The sequence below is a fragment of the Pseudomonas sp. HN11 genome, assembly GCF_021390155.1.
Classification (GTDB): Bacteria; Pseudomonadota; Gammaproteobacteria; order Pseudomonadales; family Pseudomonadaceae; genus Aquipseudomonas.
The window spans coordinates 334,116-352,008 of sequence record NZ_CP089985.1; the positions used below are offsets into that span (position 1 = coordinate 334,116).

Here is a 17,893-nt window from a genome sequence, read left to right on the forward strand (position 1 = left end):
CAATGAGCACTAGCACTGTGGCAGGTTCAACTGCCGCAAAGCCTGCGTTCCTGTCCAAGGAACGTATTATCGCCAAGCCCGGCTTCAACCGCTGGCTGGTTCCACCGGCCGCCCTGGCCATCCACCTGTGCATCGGCATGGCCTACGGGTTCTCGGTGTTCTGGCTGCCGCTGTCCAAGGCGCTGGGTATCACTAAACCGCTCGCCTGCGCGCCGGACATGAGCTTTATCGCCCAAGTCTTCTCGTCCCAATGCGACTGGCCCATCTCCATGCTGGGTTGGATCTACACCCTGTTCTTCATCTTCCTGGGCTGCTCGGCAGCGATCTGGGGCGGCTGGCTGGAACATGCCGGGCCACGTAAGGCCGGTGTTGTATCGGCATTGTGCTGGTGCGGTGGCCTGCTGATCTCGGCGTTGGGTATCTATACCCATCAGATCTGGCTGATGTGGATCGGCTCCGGGGTCATCGGCGGTATTGGCCTGGGCCTGGGCTACATCTCGCCCGTATCGACCCTGATCAAGTGGTTCCCGGACAAGCGCGGCATGGCCACCGGTATGGCGATCATGGGCTTCGGCGGCGGCGCGATGGTAGGCGCGCCGTTGGCAGCAGCCTTGATGGGCCACTTCGCCACGCCCGACAGCGTGGGCGTATGGCAGAGCTTCCTGGTGATGGCCGCGATCTACTTCGTGTTCATGATCGGCGGCGCCTTGTCCTACCGCGTTCCGCCGACCGGCTGGAAGCCTGAGGGCTGGACCGCGCCGGCGAAAAAAGCCAGCAATGCGATGATCACCCACCGTCACGTCCACGTGAACGTGGCCTGGAAAACCCCACAATTCCGCCTGGTGTGGCTGGTGCTGTGCCTGAACGTCTCTGCCGGTATCGGCATCCTCGGCATGGCTTCGCCTCTGCTGCAGGAGGTGTTCGGCGGCAAGCTGCTGGGTGTGGATGTACCATTCGGCCAACTGGATGCGGGCCAATTGGCTTCCATCGCGGCCATCGCGGCAGGTTTCACCGGTCTGTTGAGCTTGTTCAACATCGGTGGCCGGTTCTTCTGGGCATCGTTCTCCGACTACCTGGGCCGTAAAAACACTTATTTCGTGTTCTTCGCCCTGGGCTTTGCCCTGTATGCGCTGATCCCGAACCTGGGGCACCTGGGTAACGTGGCACTGTTCGTGGCGGCGTTCTGCATCATCCTGTCGATGTACGGCGGTGGTTTTGCAACCGTTCCGGCTTACCTGGCCGACCTGTTCGGTACGCAGATGGTCGGTGCGATCCACGGTCGTCTGCTCACTGCCTGGGCGGCTGCGGGCGTATTGGGCCCGGTGTTGGTGAACTATCTGCGTGAGTATCAGCTGAGCATCGGCGTTGAACGCGCTGCGGCCTACGACATCACCTTGTACATCCTGGCCGGTCTGTTGGTGCTGGGTTTCATCTGCAACCTGCTGGTTCGTCCGGTGGCCGACAAGTACTTCATGACCGATGCCGAGCTGGCCGCCGAACAGGCGCTGGGCCACGACAAAGGCGCGGACGCGACCACTTCCCTTGAGTGGAAAGCCGCTCCCGGTACTGTGCCTTTGGCCATTGCCGCCTGGCTGGTGGTGGGTATTCCGTTGGCGTGGGGTGTCTGGGTGACGCTGCAGAAGACCGCGGTACTGTTCCACTAAGTTGAATGCAGGCAGGTGCACCATCCTGGAGCGCCTGCTTGTACACACACATGTCTATCCCCGACATTCCTCGCTTCAACTCGTCAGTCTTATCCCCTCCGATGTTTCTGTTTGGCGCCCGCCCCCCTATAATGGCTGCCTTTTTCGCCCAATGATTTGCGGAGCTGGTGATGGCCGAACGTAAGGCGTCCGTCGAGCGCGACACTCTGGAAACCCAGATCAAAGCCTCGATCAACCTGGATGGCACCGGAAAGGCCCGATTTGATATCGGTGTACCTTTTCTTGAGCACATGCTGGACCAGATCGCCCGTCACGGGCTGATCGACCTGGATATCGTCAGCAAGGGCGACCTGCATATCGACGACCACCACACGGTGGAAGACGTAGGCATCACCCTCGGCCAGGCATTTGCCAAGGCCATCGGCGACAAAAAAGGCATCCGTCGCTACGGCCACGCCTATGTCCCGCTGGACGAAGCGCTGTCGCGCGTGGTCATCGACTTTTCCGGCCGCCCAGGCCTGCAGATGCACGTGCCCTACACCCGCGCGACCGTGGGTGGCTTCGACGTCGACCTGTTCCAGGAATTTTTCCAGGGTTTCGTCAACCACGCACTGGTCAGCCTGCACATCGACAACCTGCGCGGCACCAACACTCACCACCAGATCGAAACCGTGTTCAAGGCTTTCGGCCGCGCGCTGCGCATGGCCGTCGAGCTCGATGACCGCATGGCCGGGCAAATGCCTTCGACCAAGGGCGTTCTGTAATGCAGACGGTCGCGGTTATCGACTACGGCATGGGTAACCTGCACTCGGTGGCCAAGGCCCTCGAGCACGTAGGGGCCGGCAAGGTGCTGATCACCAGCGATGCCAGCGTGATTCGTGAAGCTGACCGGGTGGTGTTTCCCGGCGTTGGCGCGATTCGCGATTGCATGGCCGAGATCCGCCGCCTGGGCTTTGACAGCCTGGTGCGCGAAGTCAGCCAGGACCGTCCGTTCCTCGGCATCTGCGTGGGCATGCAAGCCTTGCTCGACAGCAGCGAAGAGAACGACGGCGTCGACTGCATCGGCCTGTTCCCCGGCCAGGTGAAGTTTTTCGGCAAGGACCTGCGCGAAGACGGCGAACACTTGAAAGTCCCGCACATGGGCTGGAACGAAGTCCGCCAGACCGTGGATCACCCGCTGTGGCACGACGTGCCGGACATGGCGCGTTTCTACTTCGTGCACAGCTACTACATCGCCGCCGGTAAACCGGGCCAGGTGGTGGGTGGCGGTCACTACGGCGTCGATTTCGCCGCCGCACTGGCCGAAGGTTCGCGCTTTGCCGTGCAATTCCACCCGGAGAAGAGCCATACCCATGGCCTGCAGTTGCTGCAGAACTTCGCCGCCTGGGACGGGCGCTGGTAAATGGCCAGGAAGCCGAAGCAGCCGATCTTGAACCTCACGCCCGAACAGGAGAGTGAGGCTACCCTCAAGATCAAGCGCTTCATGGAGGACCGTTTCGAGCTCAAGCTGGGCTCGTTCGAGGTCGCCGAGATTCTTGAGCTGTTTACCACCGAAGTGGCTCCGCACTATTACAACCGGGCGATTTTCGATACGCAGACGCTCCTTAAAGAAAGGTTCGAAAGCATCGAAAGCGACCTGTGGTCGCTTGAAAAGAGCAGCTGAAAGCTTCAAGCCCCAAGCTGCAAGAATTGATACGCGTGCTTGCTTGCAGCTTATAGCTTGCAGCTTGCAGCTCTTTGACGAAGGAAAAGCATGCTAATTATCCCCGCTATCGATCTCAAGGACGGCGCCTGCGTCCGTCTGCGCCAAGGCCGCATGGAAGACTCCACCGTGTTCTCCGATGACCCGGTGAGCATGGCTGCCAAATGGGTGGAAGGGGGCTGCCGTCGTCTGCATCTGGTGGACTTGAACGGCGCCTTCGAAGGCCAGCCGGTCAACGGCGAAGTGGTCACCGCCATCGCCAAGCGCTACCCGAACCTGCCGATCCAGATCGGCGGCGGTATCCGCTCCCTGGAAACCATCGAGCATTACGTCAAAGCCGGCGTGAGCTACGTGATCATTGGCACCAAGGCCGTGAAAGACCCGGCGTTTGTTGCCCAAGCCTGCCGCGCGTTCCCTGGCAAAGTGATCGTGGGCCTGGACGCTAAGGATGGTTTCGTCGCTACCGACGGTTGGGCTGAAATCAGCACCGTGCAGGTGATCGACCTGGCCAGGCAGTTCGAAGCCGACGGCGTCTCCGCCATCGTTTATACCGACATCGCCAAAGACGGCATGATGCAGGGCTGCAACGTACCCTTCACCGCCGCCCTGGCCGCTGCGACCAAGATCCCGGTGATCGCTTCAGGTGGTATCCACAACCTGGGCGACATCAAGTCGCTGCTGGACGCCAAGGCGCCAGGCATCATCGGCGCCATCACCGGCCGTGCGATTTATGAGGGCACGCTGGATGTGGCCGAAGCACAAGCCTATTGTGATGGCTATGCGGCCAGCTCCAAGCCATAAGCTGCAAGTAAAAGCAGATCCGCTTCTACTTCCAGCTTGTAGCTCAAAGCTTGCAACTCTTATCGGAGATAAGCCTATGGCTTTAGCCAGACGCATCATCCCTTGCCTGGACGTCGACAACGGTCGCGTGGTCAAGGGCGTCAAGTTCGAGAACATCCGCGACGCCGGTGACCCGGTGGAAATTGCCCGTCGCTATGATGAGCAGGGTGCCGACGAGATTACCTTTCTCGACATTACCGCCAGCGTCGACGGCCGCGACACCACGTTGCATACCGTCGAGCGCATGGCCAGCCAGGTGTTCATCCCACTGACCGTGGGCGGCGGCGTGCGCACCGTGCAAGACATTCGCAACCTGCTCAATGCCGGCGCGGACAAGGTGTCGATCAACACCGCCGCCGTATTCAACCCGGAATTTGTCGGTGAGGCCGCGCAGCATTTCGGTTCGCAGTGCATCGTGGTCGCCATCGACGCCAAGAAAGTCTCCGGCCCGGGCGAAACCCCGCGCTGGGAGATCTTCACCCATGGCGGTCGCAAGCCGACCGGCCTGGACGCGGTTGAATGGGCGATGAAGATGGAAGGCCTGGGCGCCGGTGAAATCCTGCTGACCAGCATGGACCAGGACGGCATGAAAAACGGTTTCGACCTGGGCGTAACCCGCGCCATCAGCGATGCGCTGGGTATCCCGGTGATCGCCTCCGGCGGCGTCGGCAACCTGCAGCACCTGGCCGATGGCGTGATCGAAGGCCACGCCAGTGCGGTGCTGGCGGCGAGTATTTTCCACTTTGGCGAATACACCGTTCCCGAGGCCAAGGCCTACATGGCGGCGCGCGGTATCGTCGTTCGCTAAACGCTGCTGGACACCATGGCAGGCGCGCGGCACTCTCTGCGCTTGCCATGGATTCCGGTAACCTTCATGTTCAAGCACTTGCTGCTCGCCCTCGCCAGTACGTCCTTCCTGTTGGCTGGCCCGGCCCCTGCCGATGAGCCGTCCGGCACCTCACTGGTGTTGCTGACGGAAAACTTCCCGCCTTACAACATGGCGAAAAACGGCAAGAATTTCGCCAAGGAAGAGAACATCGAAGGCATAGCCGTGGACATCGTGCGCGAGACCTTCAAGCGTGCGGACATTTCCTACAACCTCACCCTGCGTTTCCCCTGGGAGCGTATATACAAGCTCGCCCTGGAAAAACCTGGCTACGGCGTGTTCGTGATGGCGCGTCTGCCGGACCGTGAAGCGCTGTTCAAATGGGTCGGTCCTATCGGCCCCGACGATTGGGTGCTGCTGGCCAAGGCTGACAGCAAGATCCAGCTGACCGACCTGGAGCGTGCTCGCCGCTACAAAATCGGCGCTTACAAGGGCGATGCCATTGCGCAGACCCTCGAAAAGCAGGGGCTCAACCCGATCGTTGCGTTGCGTGATCAAGACAACGCGCAAAAACTGGTGAATGGCCAGATAGACCTGTGGGCCACCGGTGATCCGGCGGGCCGTTACCTGGCCCGCCAGGTCGGGGTGACCCAACTCAAGACAGTGTTGCGCTTCAACAGCGCCCAGCTATACCTCGCACTCAACAAGCAAGTGCCAGATGAAGTGGTCAGCAAACTGCAAGCGGCACTCGATCAGTTACGGCGTGAGGGGCTTGTCGACGAGATCATGGCCCGATACCTCTAGCGCAGGTAGCGCGGGTGTCGGTTCAACGAACGGCTGCTCGCTGCTTATAGGTTTGTCACCGGGAAACTCGCTTATGTACACGTTATCGCCGTTGGTGTAACTGACAGTGCTCGCCAATTGGCTGCCGTCCTGGCGCAGCAGGCGGTATTCACTCTGGATAAGGTAGGCAGCGACAGCTTTTTTCGCCGGAATGTAGGTGATGATTTCCACGGCAGACGAATGCAACCAGCCTTTGGATGAGCGCTGAGTGTGGGTGAAGGCTGGGTCCAGGTTTGCCGAGAAACTCAGCTCGAACAGGCGGATACTTGCAGACCAGCTGTTCCACAGCGTAATGCGGGATATTGCAGCCAACGCAAGTGAGTAATTGGCAACTTCACCCTTCGCCGCCGTCCACATGAAGGGCTGGCTGGTATCATTCGTGTTGTTGCCAAAGCCAGTGAGCACGTGGCGGTCGGTGCGGATCAGGTGATAGGTCGGCGAGCTCAGCAACTGTTCGGTTGCGCTCAGTTCCGGATCCTTCACGCAGAACCAGGGCAGTTCACACACCTGGGTTGTCTGCGGGGTTTCTTCCTCCGTCGGGCGTTCATAACCCGTAAGGACAGGTGGGGCCAAGGGTTGCGCCAGTTGCAGGGTGAATGCCATGCGCAACGCATAGGTCGGCCTATCAGGCTTGGTATAGCGAGCGTTGCCGATAAAGGTGCCGGGCGCCAAATAGATTTCTCCGGGCAAGGCGTCCGGCGGGATGATGGACCAAGCGCTGAAGTCCTTGGAAGCCCCACTGCCGTAGTCATTCCAGATCATTGGCCCCGGCTGTGCGCTCACGACCAAGTCGGCCCGTACGCAGCGCACGGCGTTGCGTGAAGGTTTTTCATAGCCTACGCCGCACACCAGGCCCATTTCGACGTAGCCCTCAGGGGCCAGTGGCCGCCAGATCGAAAAGTCGGCCCGCGCGCCAGAGTCCGTATCCTTCCAGACCAATTCATAATCGTCCGGCGAGCGCAGCGCAGTGCCGCCAGTACCATTGGCGTCACTGACCACGGCGACGACCTTGCGTTGATTGATATTGCGATAGCTATCAGTGGCAATGTCGCCCATGGGGAAAAACCGAGCCAAGGCATCTGCCGTGGTGCTGGGGCGCCACAGACTGACAGCTTTATGCGCGCCGGAGCCCTGGTCGTTCCATAGGGGGAGAAATTCGCTGGTAAAGCTGATGAGTAGGTCTTTGAATTGCAGTGCGCTCATAGAGAGGGGCTCCAATTTATTTGAAGCGCCTACTATCAGACAGCCCATACAGCATTGGGCGGTAGCTATTTAGCGGCTGCGCAAGCGTGGATGCAACGCGGCTTGAGCAGATCCACGCCGAAGCGTTCAGGAGGCGGCGGGGTGCGAGTGGTCGTTATCTGGACGCAGGCCGATAGGTGCCGTCTTTGCCATGCCCGGCCATCGCCTGATTGCTGCGCACACTGATCATCAACTTGATGTCGATCCACTCCACGCCCTGGGCCTTGAGCTTGGGCAACTCGCGCTCCAATACCGCCAGGGTTTGTGGATACGGATGGCCGATCATCACCGCTGAACCCTGCTTGTGGGCCAGCTTGATCGCCGTCTGCAGCTGCGTGGTGATCGCTGCTTCAGTGCGCTCGTCATCCAGGAACACGTCCCGCGAGACGCTGGCCAGGCCGATCTTCTGCGCCTCGGCGGCGGCGACGGTCTGCGCACTGGTACGGCTGTCGACAAAGAACTTGTTGCGCCGTTGCAGTTCGGCCATGAGCCAAGCCATGGCCGCCGGTTGCGCGGTCATGCGGCTGCCCATGTGGTTATTGATGCCGGCGGTGTAAGGCACGGCGTTGAACGCGGCGTCCAGGCGCCTGCCGAGTTCCTCGATGGACAACTCAGGGTGCCAGGCGAATGGGCCGGTGGCCGGGTCCATGGGCATGTGCAAAATCACGATCTTGCCAGCCTTGTGCGCTTCGCGGGCAAACTCGGCAGCGTGGGGCGTGTCGGGCATGATCGCTGTGGTGACAGGCCCAGGCAGGGCCAGCACGCGACGATCCCGGGGCAGGTTTTGCCCTAGGTCGTCGATGATGAGGGTCAGGTAGGCTTTGTGAGGCTCACCGGCATACGTCGCGTGGGCGAGGCCTGCCAGGCTGCACAGCACAGCGATGATCAGGGCAGAACGCATATCAACGGCTGCGTGTGATGCTCAGGCCTTTGAGCAGGCTCAGCGCCTGGGCCAGCTGGTAGTCGTCGTCCTGCGGCATCGGTTTGGCTTTCTTGCCGCTGCCGGTTGGCTGGTCGGCGCCGCCGTTGCCATTGCCCAGATGACCTTGCAGGTCAGCTTCTTTGTAGTACTCGCTGTCGATCTCGTTGGTGATCTTGGCTTTGCGTACTTCGATGTCCGGCACGATGCCCTGGGCCTGGATCGAGCGCCCGTTCGGTGTGTAGTACAGCGCAGTGGTGATCTTCAGTGCACGCTCGTTGTTCAGCGGCAGCACGGTTTGCACCGAGCCTTTGCCAAAGCTTGTGGTGCCCATCAATACACCGCGTTTCTGGTCTTGCAGGGCGCCGGCGACGATCTCCGAGGCCGAAGCGCTGCCGCCGTTGATCAGCACGGCCAGTGGCACGTTTTCACTCAGGTCATTGCCGGTGGCCGAGAAGCGCAGCTCGGAGTTGGCGATGCGGCCCTTGGTGTACACGATCAGGCCCTTGGTAATGAAGTGGTCGACCACTTCCACCGCCGACTGCAGCACGCCGCCTGGGTTGTTGCGCAGGTCGAGCACGATGCCATTGAGCTTTTTGCCGTTGTCTTTGCGCAGCTTGGCCAGGGCCTTGGCCACTTCATCGCCGGTCTTGACCTGGAACTGGGTGATGCGGATGTAGCCGTAGCCCGACTCCAGCAGCTGGCTCTTCACGCTCTTGACCACGATGGTCGCGCGGGTCAGCGTCACGTCGAACGGGTTACCGCCGTCGCGTACCAGAGTCAGGGTGATCTTCTGGCCGATCTTGCCGCGCATCTTGTCGACGGCTTCGGTCATGGTCTGGCCACGGGTCGGCTGGCCGTTGATCTTGACGATGAAGTCACCGGCCTGGATACCGGCCTTGGACGCCGGGGTGTCATCGATTGGCGAGACCACCTTGACGTTGCCGTCTTCGGAGCCGACTTCGATGCCCAGCCCGCCGAACTCACCGCTGGTGCTTTCCTGCAACTCGGCGAAATCTTCCGGGCCCAGGTAGGCGGAGTGCGGGTCGAGGTTGCTGAGCATGCCCTTGATGGCATTTTCCAGCAGGGTTTTGTCGTCTACGGGTTCGACATAGGCAGCCTTGATGCGGTCCATGACCTCGGCAAAGGTGCGCAGCTCGTCCAGCGGCAACGGCGCCTTGGTGGTCGCGGCCGAGGCGGCGGGCGCCGTCGGGGCAGCCTGGTCGGCAAATGCCAGAGGCGCGCCGATCACCAGGGCGATCGTCAGGGCCAGCGAAGTGAGGCGGGACAAATGCAGCATGTCGAACGAACTCCTAATGTAGATGCAGCCCTATCCTTGGGAACGGCACCATTGTGCAGGATCGCTCGGGCGGCCCTGCTGACGAATAGCGAAGTACAGCGCCGGCGTGTCCTGGCCACCACTGTTACCGACAGTGGAGATGGATTCACCGGCTTTTACAACATCACCTGCCGATTTGAGTAAAGTCTGATTGTGGCCGTAAAGGCTCAAATAGCCATTACCGTGGTCAAGAATCACCAACAAACCGGCGCCCCGCAGCCAATCGGCAAACACCACGCGCCCACCGTGGACGGCGTGCACCTGGCTGCCGGCGGAGGCGCTGATCATCACGCCATCCCACTTCGCGCGGGTGTCATCGCCACGGGTTTCCCCAAAGCGTGCCAGTAATCGACCATCAACTGGCCATGGAAGTTTGCCGCGCGCTGAAGCAAAAGGGCCGCCGAAGTTCTCGCCGGCGCTGGAAACCAGTGGGCCAGGCGCTGCACGCGCTGGTTTACGCGGTGCCGGGGCGTCCGAGGTGGCAGCCAGCTCGGCCTCACGCTGGCGCTTTTTTTCGGCTTCCTGCTGGGCGATCAGCGCTTTTTGCCGCGCCTCTTCGGCCTCACGAGCCTGGCGAGCCAGGGTTTCTTCGATGGTCTTGAGCACTTTGGCCAGGTCGGCCTGGTCCTGCTCACGGGCCTGCAGCTTGGCGTCACGGGCTTTCACGTCGTCATTGAGTTTGGCCAGGGCCAGTTGGCGTTCCTTGCGGACCTTGTCCAATTCGTTGCGCTGAGTGTCGAGGGCGACTTTCTGATCTTGCAACTGGGATTGCTGGTTGCCGATTTCCTGCTCGACATTGACCAACTGGCGCAGGGTCTCATTGAAGCTTTTCAGTTGCTCCAGGCGGGCCTTGCTCAGGTAGTCGTAGTAGGTCAGGGTGCGCGCGAATTTCTCGGGGTTCTGCTGGTTGAGCAGCAGCTTGAGGTATTCCTGGCGGCCGTTCTGGTAGGCGGCACGGGCCTGGATCGCGATGAGGCGTTGCTGTTCAACGCGTGCGCTCTGGAGTTTTTTTTTCTCAGCGTCGAGTCGCTCCAGTTCCGACTCGCTCTTCTTTAATTCTTTTTGCAGCTCCTGGACCTGCTTTTCCAGCTTGCCCATCTCGGTTTCCGTGCCGCGCAGGTCTTTCTGCACCCCGGATTTCTCTTCCTGGAGCTTGCCGAGCAGTTTTTTCAGCTCGGTAATATCCTGACGCGTAGCGTCCAACTGTTGTTGGGTTTGTGCGCGCTCATCGGCAAACGCCGGTTGGAGCAGGCAGACCAGAGCAAGGGTAATCAAGGCGCGAAGCATAGAGGCGGGCGACACCAGGGAAATGGACGGTCTAGTATGCCCGCCAAGCGCCGCAAAAAAAACGCCCAATTCGGGCTGGGGGCCAAGATATCTTCCAGACAGCGCAAAACCAGTGTGGGAGCGAGCAAGCCCGCTCCCACACTGGTTTTGTGGTGGAGCTGGAATTAAACCAGAATCGAAGTCCCCGTCATCTCCATCGGCTTCTCCAGCCCCATCAGTTTCAACATGGTCGGTGCCACATCCGCCAGCACGCCGCCTTCCCGCACCTTGAAATCACGCTTGCCGACGTAGATGAACGGTACCGGCTCGGTGGTGTGGGCGGTGTGGGCCTGGCCGGTGGATTCGTCCGACATCTGCTCGCAGTTGCCATGGTCGGCGGTGATCAGCGCTTCGCCGCCGACTTTTTCCAGGGCGTCGACGATGCGGCCGACGCAGAGGTCCAGGCATTCAACGGCCTTGGTGGCGGCTTCCAGGTTGCCGCTGTGGCCGACCATGTCGCCGTTGGCGTAGTTGACCACGATCACGTCGTAACGCTGGTGTTCGATGGCGTCGACGATCTTGTCGGTGACTTCGGGTGCGCTCATTTCTGGCTGCAGGTCGTAGGTGGCGACCTTCGGCGATGGGATCAGGATGCGTTCTTCGCCTGGGAACGGCTCTTCACGGCCGCCGGAGAAGAAGAAGGTCACGTGGGCGTATTTTTCGGTTTCGGCAATGCGCAACTGGGTCTTGCCGTTTTTCGCCAAGTAGTCGCCCAGCACGTTTTCCAGGCTGCCCGGCGCGAACGCTGAAGGGGCCGGAATGTTGGCGGCGTATTGGGTGAGCATCACGAACTCGGCTTTTGGCTGGCGCGCGCGTTCAAAGTCTTTGAAATCGGCGTCGACGAATACATGGCTCAACTCACGGGCACGGTCGGCGCGGAAGTTCATGAACACCAGCGCGTCACCGTCTTCGACTTTGACCGGCTCGCCGATGGTGGTGGCTTTGACGAATTCATCGCTCTCGCCACGTGCATAGGCGGCTTCCAGGCCTTCCTGGGCGGTGGCGGCGTGGAATTCGCCCTGGCCTTCTGCGATCAGGTTGTAGGCCTGGGAGACGCGGTCCCAGCGGTTATCGCGGTCCATGGCGAAGTAGCGGCCCACCAGGCTGGCGATACGGCCTTTGCCGAGGGCAGCGAACGTGGCGTCGAGCAGTTCGATGGACGATTGCGCGCTTTTCGGCGGGGTGTCGCGGCCGTCAAGGAAGGCGTGCAGGTAGATCTTGTCGGCGCCGCGCTTGAAGGCCAGTTCGGCCATGGCGACCAGGTGATCCTGGTGGCTGTGGACGCCGCCATCGGACAGCAGGCCCATGAAGTGCACGGCTTTGCCGGCAGCCACTGCTTTATCTACCGCGGCGCAGATGGTCGGGTTCTCGAAGAACTCGCCGTCGCGGATCGCTTTGGTCACACGGGTGAAGTCTTGGTATACCACTCGTCCGGCGCCGAGGTTCATGTGGCCGACTTCCGAGTTGCCCATCTGGCCGTCTGGCAGGCCCACATCCATGCCCGAGCCGGAGATGAGGCCGTTGGGTACGGTGGCGGTCAGGCGGTCGAGTACCGGCTTCTTGGCCGCGTACACCGCGTTGTCATGGTGGCTTTCACTGTGTCCGAAGCCATCGAGAATTATCAGGACCAAAGGTTTAGGCGTAGTAGTCATAGATCCTCTCGCGGCGGTAATAAAGGAAGACAATTGAAAAGGGAGTGGCAGTTTAAAGCGAAGTTCCGACCACGTCACCGCTTTACGGGGGTTGGCCCCCCCTGACGGCTGTGTATACTTACCGCCATTTTAACGCCCTGGAACCTCCTTGATGGTTGATCACCTGATTGCATTTGCCACTGCCCACTACCTGCTCGTGGGTGCCTTCGTCATCCTGCTGGCGCTGTTGATCGCTCACGAATTGAGCCGCGGTGGCCGCAGCCTGAGCACGGCGGAGCTGACCGCGCTGGTCAACAAGGACGAGGCCGTTGTCGTGGACATCCGCCCAGCCAAGGACTTCGCCGCCGGCCACATCGTCGGTGCCTTGAACATTCCGCAGGACAAGCTGATCGCGCGCCTGGCCGAGCTGGAAAAGCACAAGGCCAAGACCATCATCCTGGTCGACGCCCAAGGCCAGCACGCCGGCACCCACGCCCGCGAAATGCTCAAGACCGGTTTCACCGCTGCCAAGCTGTCTGGCGGTATCAGCAGCTGGCGCGCCGATAACCTGCCGCTGGTGAAGTGATATGAGCCAGGTTGTCGTGTATTCCAGCGATTGGTGCCCTTACTGCATGCGGGCCAAGGCTTTGCTTGAGAAAAAGGGCGTTGCCTTCGAAGAAATCAAGGTCGACGGCAAACCCCAGGTGCGCGCCGAAATGGCCCAGAAGGCGGGGCGCACGTCTGTGCCGCAGATCTGGATCGGCGCCAAGCATATCGGTGGTTGCGACGACCTGTTCGCCCTTGAGCGCGCCGGTAAACTCGATGCGCTGCTGCTCGTCTGACTCCTAAACCCTAAAAGACCCCAAGATCACAAGGATCTGCGATGACTGACCAACAGAACACCGAAGCTGCAGAAGCCCAAGCGCCACAGTTCTCGCTGCAGCGCATCTACGTACGTGACCTGTCGTTCGAAGCGCCGAAAAGCCCGGCCATCTTCCGTCAGGAATGGACCCCAAGCGTTGCGCTGGACCTGAACACTCGCCAGAAGGCACTGGAAGGCGACTTCCACGAAGTGGTGCTGACCCTGTCCGTGACCGTCAAGAACGGCGAAGAAGTGGCCTTCATCGCTGAAGTGCAACAGGCTGGTATCTTCCTGATCCAGGGCCTGGACGAAGCGTCCATGAGCCACACCCTGGGCGCGTTCTGCCCGAACATCCTGTTCCCGTATGCCCGTGAGACCCTGGACAGCCTGGTCACCCGTGGCTCGTTCCCTGCGCTGATGCTGGCTCCGGTGAACTTCGATGCCCTGTACGCTCAAGAGCTGCAGCGCATGCAAGGTGAAGGTACGTCGACCGTTCAATAAGTCGACGCGGAAAAAATGTGGGAGCGGGCTTGCTCGCGAAAGCAGTATGTCAGTCAATGAAGATATCGACTGAAGTACTCCGCTTTCGCGAGCGAGCCCGCTCCCACATTTGTTTGCGGTGTTATTTAAAGCCGAGTTGGCGCCAGCCTTCGTAGACGGCAACGGCTACGGTGTTGGACAGGTTCAGGCTGCGGCAGCCTTCGCGCATCGGCAAACGCAGGCGGTGGCCGTCGGGCAGGGCGTCAAGTACCTCGGCCGGCAGTCCCCGGCTTTCCGGGCCGAACAGGAAAGCGTCGCCTTCGGCAAAGCTGACATCATGGAACGGCTGCGAACCCTTGGTGGTAAACGCGAACAGCCGCGGATGCCCCAGGCTTTCCAGGCAACTGGCCAGGTCGGCGTGGCGCTTGAGCGTGGCGTACTCGTGGTAGTCCAGCCCGGCGCGGCGCAGGCGCTTGTCGTCCATGTCGAAGCCCAGAGGCTCGATCAAATGCAGGTGGCAGCCACTGTTGGCGCATAGCCTGATAACGTTGCCGGTATTCGGCGGAATTTCTGGTTGAAAAAGGATGACGTGAAACATGCACGGCTCCGAAGGCAAAGATGCGCTGCATTCTACCCTCGAAGAGGACCCAAGACCGAAGCTAATGCCAAGGGTCATGGGCTCATTGGCGATTGTCGGCATGATGGTGGGCCTGATGATCGGTCGCCTGACCACCCCGGACCCGATCGAACTGCAGCAGGTCGAGACCGCGGCGGACGGCGTGGTGGTGTGGTTCGACAGCGAACCCAAGCTGCACGGCGAGCATATCGACGGCACTGTGGCGCTGCTGTTCGACGCACAGGGCCAGGCTGCCAGTGGGCAACTCAAGGTCAATGACAAGGACGTGAACTGGCGCGTGCGCAAGACCGATGGCGGTTTGCTGCTGAACTTGGTGGCGGCTCGGCCGTTGCGCGGGGAATGGAAAGGGGAGAAGGCTGACGGCCGCTGGCGGCTGGAGATCCATCTCCAAGAGCAATAAAAGAGGGAGTTCCCGGCCTGCCTGTACCAGGGCTCCCAAAACGGGGTGAAGCTTTGAGGGCTTCGGTATTTAAAGAGGGAATCCCCGGCCTGCCTGTACCGGGGTTCCCCAAAGCGGTGTGGAGCGCGATGCGGTTCGCATCAAGCACCCCGGGTGTAAAGAGGGGATTCTCGGCCTGCCTGTACCAAGGTCCCCGAAACTGGGTAGTACAAGGGTTATTGCAGGGCGCGTGCCAGAGTGCTCGAGTTGTGCAAAAAAATTTCTACAGAAAGCGCAAAGCCCCGGAATACGGGGCTTTGGTGTTTTTGGCTTTCAGGTTTTTATCAATAAGGCTGAGACTTTAGGTGTTGGATCCATGCCCAATGCCGGTTCATGGTGCATTGAAGCGGTGCAGCCTTAGCCTTCATCACCCTCATCATCGTCGCCACCGTCGACCTTCATCCCCAGCTCCTTGATCTTACGAGTCAGGGTATTGCGGCCCCAGCCCAGCAACACGGCGGCGTCGCGACGGCGTCCGGCGGTGTGTTTCAAGGCGGTCTCGATCATGATCCGTTCAAAGGCCGGCACGGCGCTGTCCAGCAGGTTCGACTGGCCGCGTGCCAGAGCCTGGTCGGCCCACTGGCGCAGCGCTTGTTCCCAGTTGGTCACTGGCGCCGAATCCTGCGGAAGGCTCAACAGCTCCGGCGGCAGGTCGCTGATGTGCACTTCCCGCCCGGACGCCATCACTGTGATCCAGCGGCAGGTGTTCTCCAACTGGCGCACGTTGCCTGGCCAAGGCAGGTTCTTGAGGTATTCCTCGGTCTCGCTTTTCAGCAGCTTTGGCTCAACAGCCAGCTCCTGAGCGGCGCGGCTGAGGAAGTGGCGGGCCAGGGTCGGAATGTCTTCGCGACGGTCCGACATGCGCGGAATGTGGATGCGGATCACGTTGAGGCGGTGGAATAAGTCCTCACGGAACTTGCCTGCGTGTACCAGGGTTTCCAGGTTCTGATGAGTTGCCGCGATGATCCGCACGTCGACCTTGACCGGCGTGTGCCCGCCGACGCGATAGAACTCACCATCGGCCAGCACGCGCAGCAGGCGGGTCTGGGTGTCGGCCGGCATGTCGCCGATTTCATCGAGGAACAAGGTGCCGCCATCAGCCTGTTCAAAACGGCCGCGACGCAGGTTGGCCGCGCCGGTGAATGCGCCTTTCTCATGGCCGAACAGCTCGGACTCCATCAAGTCCTTGGGAATCGCCGCCATGTTCAGCGCAATGAATGGCGAGACCGCCCGTGGGCTGTGGCGGTGCAGGGCGTGGGCCACCAACTCTTTACCGGTGCCCGACTCGCCGTTGATCAGCACGGTGATGTTGGAATGGCTCAAGCGCCCGATGGCGCGAAACACTTCCTGCATCGCCGGCGCTTCGCCGATGATTTCCGGGGTGCGGGTCAGGGCCGGCGGGGCTTCCTGGTTCTGTTGTTCCTGGGCGTGCTGGTTGGCGCGCTTGACCAGCGCCACTGCCTCGTCCATGTCGAACGGCTTGGGCAGGTATTCAAAGGCGCCGCCCTGATAGGACGCGACAGCGCTGTCCAGATCCGAATGCGCGGTCATGATGATTACCGGCAAGCGCGGGTGCTGTTCGCGAATCCGCGCCAGCAAGTCCAGGCCACTGGCGCCAGGCATGCGGATGTCGGAGATGATCACGTCGGGCTGCTGACGCGCAAGGCGGCTCATCACCCCATCGGCGCTGTCGAAGCTCTGGGTGGTCATGCCTTCCTGTTGCAAGGCTTTCTCGAGGACCCAGCGGATGGAACGGTCGTCATCGACGATCCAGACGGTTTCACTACGGCTCATGTCGAAGGGGCTCCTTGTTCCAGTGGCAGAAAGATCGAGAACGTGGTGTGACCCGGATGGCTCTCACACTCGATCAGGCCCTGATGCTGGCTGATGATGTTCTGGGTAATGGCCAGGCCCAGCCCGGTACCGTCCGGACGGCCGCTGACCATGGGAAAGAAAATGGTTTCCTGGAGTTCTGCAGGAATGCCCGGACCGTTGTCGATGATCTCGACCTTGGTCACCAGGCGATGGCGCACGTGGCCGATGGTGAACTGGCGCAGGGCACGGGTGCGCAGGCTGATGCGGCCCAGGCGCAGCTCGTTCTGGCTGCTGATGGCCTGCATGGCGTTGCGCACAATATTGAGCACCGCCTGGATCATCTGTTCGCGGTCGATCAATACATCGGGAATGCTTGGGTCGTAGTCACGCACCAAGGTGATGCAGCCCTGGCTTTCAGCCTCGACCAACTGGCAGACGCGCTCCAGCACTTCGTGCACATTGGTCATCGCCAGCGACGGCAGCTTGTTGGAGCCGAGCATGCGGTCCACCAGGTTACGCAGGCGGTCGGCTTCTTCGATGATGACGTTGGTGTAGTCCTTGAGGTTCTCGTCCGGCAGCTCGCGGGCCAGCAGTTGTGCCGCGCCACGGATGCCGCCGAGTGGGTTCTTGATCTCATGGGCCAGGCCGCGCACCAGCATCTTGCTGGTTTCCTGCTTGGACAGCTGCGCTTCCTCCTTGGTGATACGCAGCAGGCGGTCGCGGGGGTGCACTTCCAGCAGCAGCAGGGTGGCGCCGTTGCTCAGGATTGGGGTCACAGCGTAGTCGACGGTCAGTGTCTGGCCGGTAAGGGCCGTGAGCATCGCTTCGCGCTTGGTGAACGGGTGTGCCTGCTCCACCGCCTGGCGCAACGAACTCAGGGCTTCGGCTGACTCGGTGAACAATTCGCTGATGAACTGCCCATGGCTGCGCTGGCCGCTGATGGCCAGGAGCATCTCCGCCGCCGGGTTCATGTACTCAAGACGCAGGTCGTCATTGAGCAGGATGGTCGCGGTGGTCAGGTTGTCGAGTAGCAAACGGTGCAGTGCATCGCTGATGGTCATCAGGACCTCTTTTGGAGCAAGGCGCGAGCTTGAGGCACACGCTGATACAAGGAAAATGCAAAAACCAAACCAAGGCTCCGAAAAGAAGCGTGCAAGCCCTGAAATAAGGATTTTAGGCGCGAAACTGTGGCGTTCTGCCAGCTTGTTGGGGAAGTTTCGAACCAAAATGGGCTGAACGGATGGGAAGAGTGCAGCCTGTTGCACCAATATAGTGCGGTTTTGTGAAGGTTGTTCAGGAAGTGGTGAGCGGACCGTTTTCAAGGCGGG

Annotated in this window: 19 protein-coding genes; 11 read left to right on the top strand and 8 right to left on the bottom strand. The window is 60.8% G+C overall.

From position 1 onward, the window contains the following. The first annotated feature begins 2 nt into the window (after positions 1 to 2). From LVW35_RS01555 to LVW35_RS01585, 7 genes are all read left to right on the top strand, one after another. Positions 3 to 1,664, top strand: a complete 1,662-nt coding sequence (locus LVW35_RS01555; protein WP_233893389.1) for an OFA family MFS transporter — start codon at positions 3 to 5, stop codon at positions 1,662 to 1,664. Positions 1,665 to 1,834: 170 nt separating this feature from the next. After that, positions 1,835 to 2,428, top strand: a complete 594-nt coding sequence (hisB, locus tag LVW35_RS01560) for an imidazoleglycerol-phosphate dehydratase HisB (protein ID WP_003218037.1) — start codon at positions 1,835 to 1,837, stop codon at positions 2,426 to 2,428. Then, on the top strand, positions 2,428 to 3,066 hold the full coding sequence (hisH, locus tag LVW35_RS01565) for an imidazole glycerol phosphate synthase subunit HisH (protein ID WP_233893390.1): 639 nt from the start codon (positions 2,428 to 2,430) through the stop codon (positions 3,064 to 3,066). Before hisB ends, hisH begins: the two co-directional genes overlap by 1 nt. Further along, positions 3,067 to 3,327 (top strand): DUF2164 domain-containing protein, encoded by a 261-nt coding sequence (locus LVW35_RS01570; protein ID WP_233893391.1) that lies wholly within the window; start codon positions 3,067 to 3,069, stop codon positions 3,325 to 3,327. Positions 3,328 to 3,417: 90 nt separating this feature from the next. After that, positions 3,418 to 4,167 carry a 1-(5-phosphoribosyl)-5-[(5-phosphoribosylamino)methylideneamino]imidazole-4-carboxamide isomerase gene (gene hisA, locus LVW35_RS01575; RefSeq protein ID WP_233893392.1) on the top strand — a complete coding sequence of 250 codons (750 nt, stop codon included), beginning with the start codon at positions 3,418 to 3,420 and terminating at the stop codon, positions 4,165 to 4,167. Positions 4,168 to 4,243: 76 nt separating this feature from the next. Continuing rightward, on the top strand, positions 4,244 to 5,014 hold the full coding sequence (hisF, locus tag LVW35_RS01580; RefSeq protein ID WP_064450246.1) for an imidazole glycerol phosphate synthase subunit HisF: 771 nt from the start codon (positions 4,244 to 4,246) through the stop codon (positions 5,012 to 5,014). A 66-nt stretch (positions 5,015 to 5,080) separates the two neighbouring features. After that, a complete protein-coding gene (locus LVW35_RS01585; RefSeq protein ID WP_233893393.1) occupies positions 5,081 to 5,836 on the top strand; it encodes a substrate-binding periplasmic protein in 756 nt (251 codons plus the stop codon). Here LVW35_RS01585 and LVW35_RS01590 read toward each other — a convergent pair. The 5 genes from LVW35_RS01590 to gpmI all read right to left on the bottom strand — a co-directional run bounded on the left by LVW35_RS01590 (position 5,789) and on the right by gpmI (position 12,353). Then, positions 5,789 to 7,078: a Vps62-related protein gene (locus LVW35_RS01590; RefSeq protein WP_233893394.1), complete on the bottom strand. Its 1,290-nt coding sequence runs from the start codon at positions 7,076 to 7,078 to the stop codon at positions 5,789 to 5,791. The genes LVW35_RS01585 and LVW35_RS01590 overlap by 48 nt on opposite strands. 154 nt (positions 7,079 to 7,232) lie before the next feature. Then, positions 7,233 to 8,018, bottom strand: a complete 786-nt coding sequence (locus LVW35_RS01595; RefSeq protein ID WP_233893395.1) for a divergent polysaccharide deacetylase family protein — start codon at positions 8,016 to 8,018, stop codon at positions 7,233 to 7,235. A 1-nt stretch (position 8,019) separates the two neighbouring features. Continuing rightward, the gene (locus LVW35_RS01600) at positions 8,020 to 9,336 is read right to left on the bottom strand and encodes a S41 family peptidase (RefSeq protein WP_233893396.1); all 1,317 of its coding nucleotides are present in this window, start codon (positions 9,334 to 9,336) and stop codon (positions 8,020 to 8,022) included. Positions 9,337 to 9,366: 30 nt separating this feature from the next. After that, positions 9,367 to 10,662, bottom strand: coding sequence for a murein hydrolase activator EnvC family protein (locus LVW35_RS01605; protein ID WP_061434945.1), 1,296 nt, complete (start codon positions 10,660 to 10,662; stop codon positions 9,367 to 9,369). 164 nt (positions 10,663 to 10,826) lie between these two features. Continuing rightward, complete coding sequence (gene gpmI, locus LVW35_RS01610; RefSeq protein ID WP_233893397.1) at positions 10,827 to 12,353, bottom strand: 2,3-bisphosphoglycerate-independent phosphoglycerate mutase; 1,527 nt, start codon at positions 12,351 to 12,353, stop codon at positions 10,827 to 10,829. A gap of 151 nt (positions 12,354 to 12,504) precedes the next feature. Between gpmI and LVW35_RS01615 the strand changes: the two genes are divergently transcribed. From LVW35_RS01615 to secB, 3 genes are read left to right on the top strand one after another with little or no spacing between them, the layout of a single operon-like run. After that, complete coding sequence (locus LVW35_RS01615; protein ID WP_034108758.1) at positions 12,505 to 12,918, top strand: rhodanese-like domain-containing protein; 414 nt, start codon at positions 12,505 to 12,507, stop codon at positions 12,916 to 12,918. A gap of 1 nt (position 12,919) precedes the next feature. Next, complete coding sequence (gene grxC / locus LVW35_RS01620; protein ID WP_010213876.1) at positions 12,920 to 13,174, top strand: glutaredoxin 3; 255 nt, start codon at positions 12,920 to 12,922, stop codon at positions 13,172 to 13,174. A 41-nt stretch (positions 13,175 to 13,215) separates the two neighbouring features. Beyond that, positions 13,216 to 13,695, top strand: coding sequence for a protein-export chaperone SecB (secB, locus tag LVW35_RS01625; RefSeq protein WP_233893398.1), 480 nt, complete (start codon positions 13,216 to 13,218; stop codon positions 13,693 to 13,695). 121 nt (positions 13,696 to 13,816) lie between these two features. On the opposite strand, the gene LVW35_RS01630 is transcribed toward secB, so the two are convergent. Continuing rightward, positions 13,817 to 14,272 (bottom strand): tRNA (cytidine(34)-2'-O)-methyltransferase, encoded by a 456-nt coding sequence (locus LVW35_RS01630; protein WP_010213874.1) that lies wholly within the window; start codon positions 14,270 to 14,272, stop codon positions 13,817 to 13,819. On the opposite strand from LVW35_RS01630, the gene LVW35_RS01635 reads away from it, so the two are divergent. Continuing rightward, entirely contained in the window at positions 14,271 to 14,711 is a 441-nt protein-coding gene (locus LVW35_RS01635; protein WP_233893399.1) for a hypothetical protein, read from the top strand. The two genes, LVW35_RS01630 and LVW35_RS01635, sit on opposite strands and share 2 nt — an antisense overlap. A gap of 396 nt (positions 14,712 to 15,107) precedes the next feature. Here LVW35_RS01635 and ntrC read toward each other — a convergent pair whose 3' ends face one another. Both ntrC and glnL read right to left on the bottom strand, forming a co-directional pair. Then, complete coding sequence (ntrC, locus tag LVW35_RS01640) at positions 15,108 to 16,544, bottom strand: nitrogen regulation protein NR(I) (protein ID WP_233893400.1); 1,437 nt, start codon at positions 16,542 to 16,544, stop codon at positions 15,108 to 15,110. Next, positions 16,541 to 17,626 carry a nitrogen regulation protein NR(II) gene (gene glnL / locus LVW35_RS01645; RefSeq protein WP_016979130.1) on the bottom strand — a complete coding sequence of 362 codons (1,086 nt, stop codon included), beginning with the start codon at positions 17,624 to 17,626 and terminating at the stop codon, positions 16,541 to 16,543. Before glnL ends, ntrC begins: the two co-directional genes overlap by 4 nt. Positions 17,627 to 17,893: the final 267 nt, after the last annotated feature.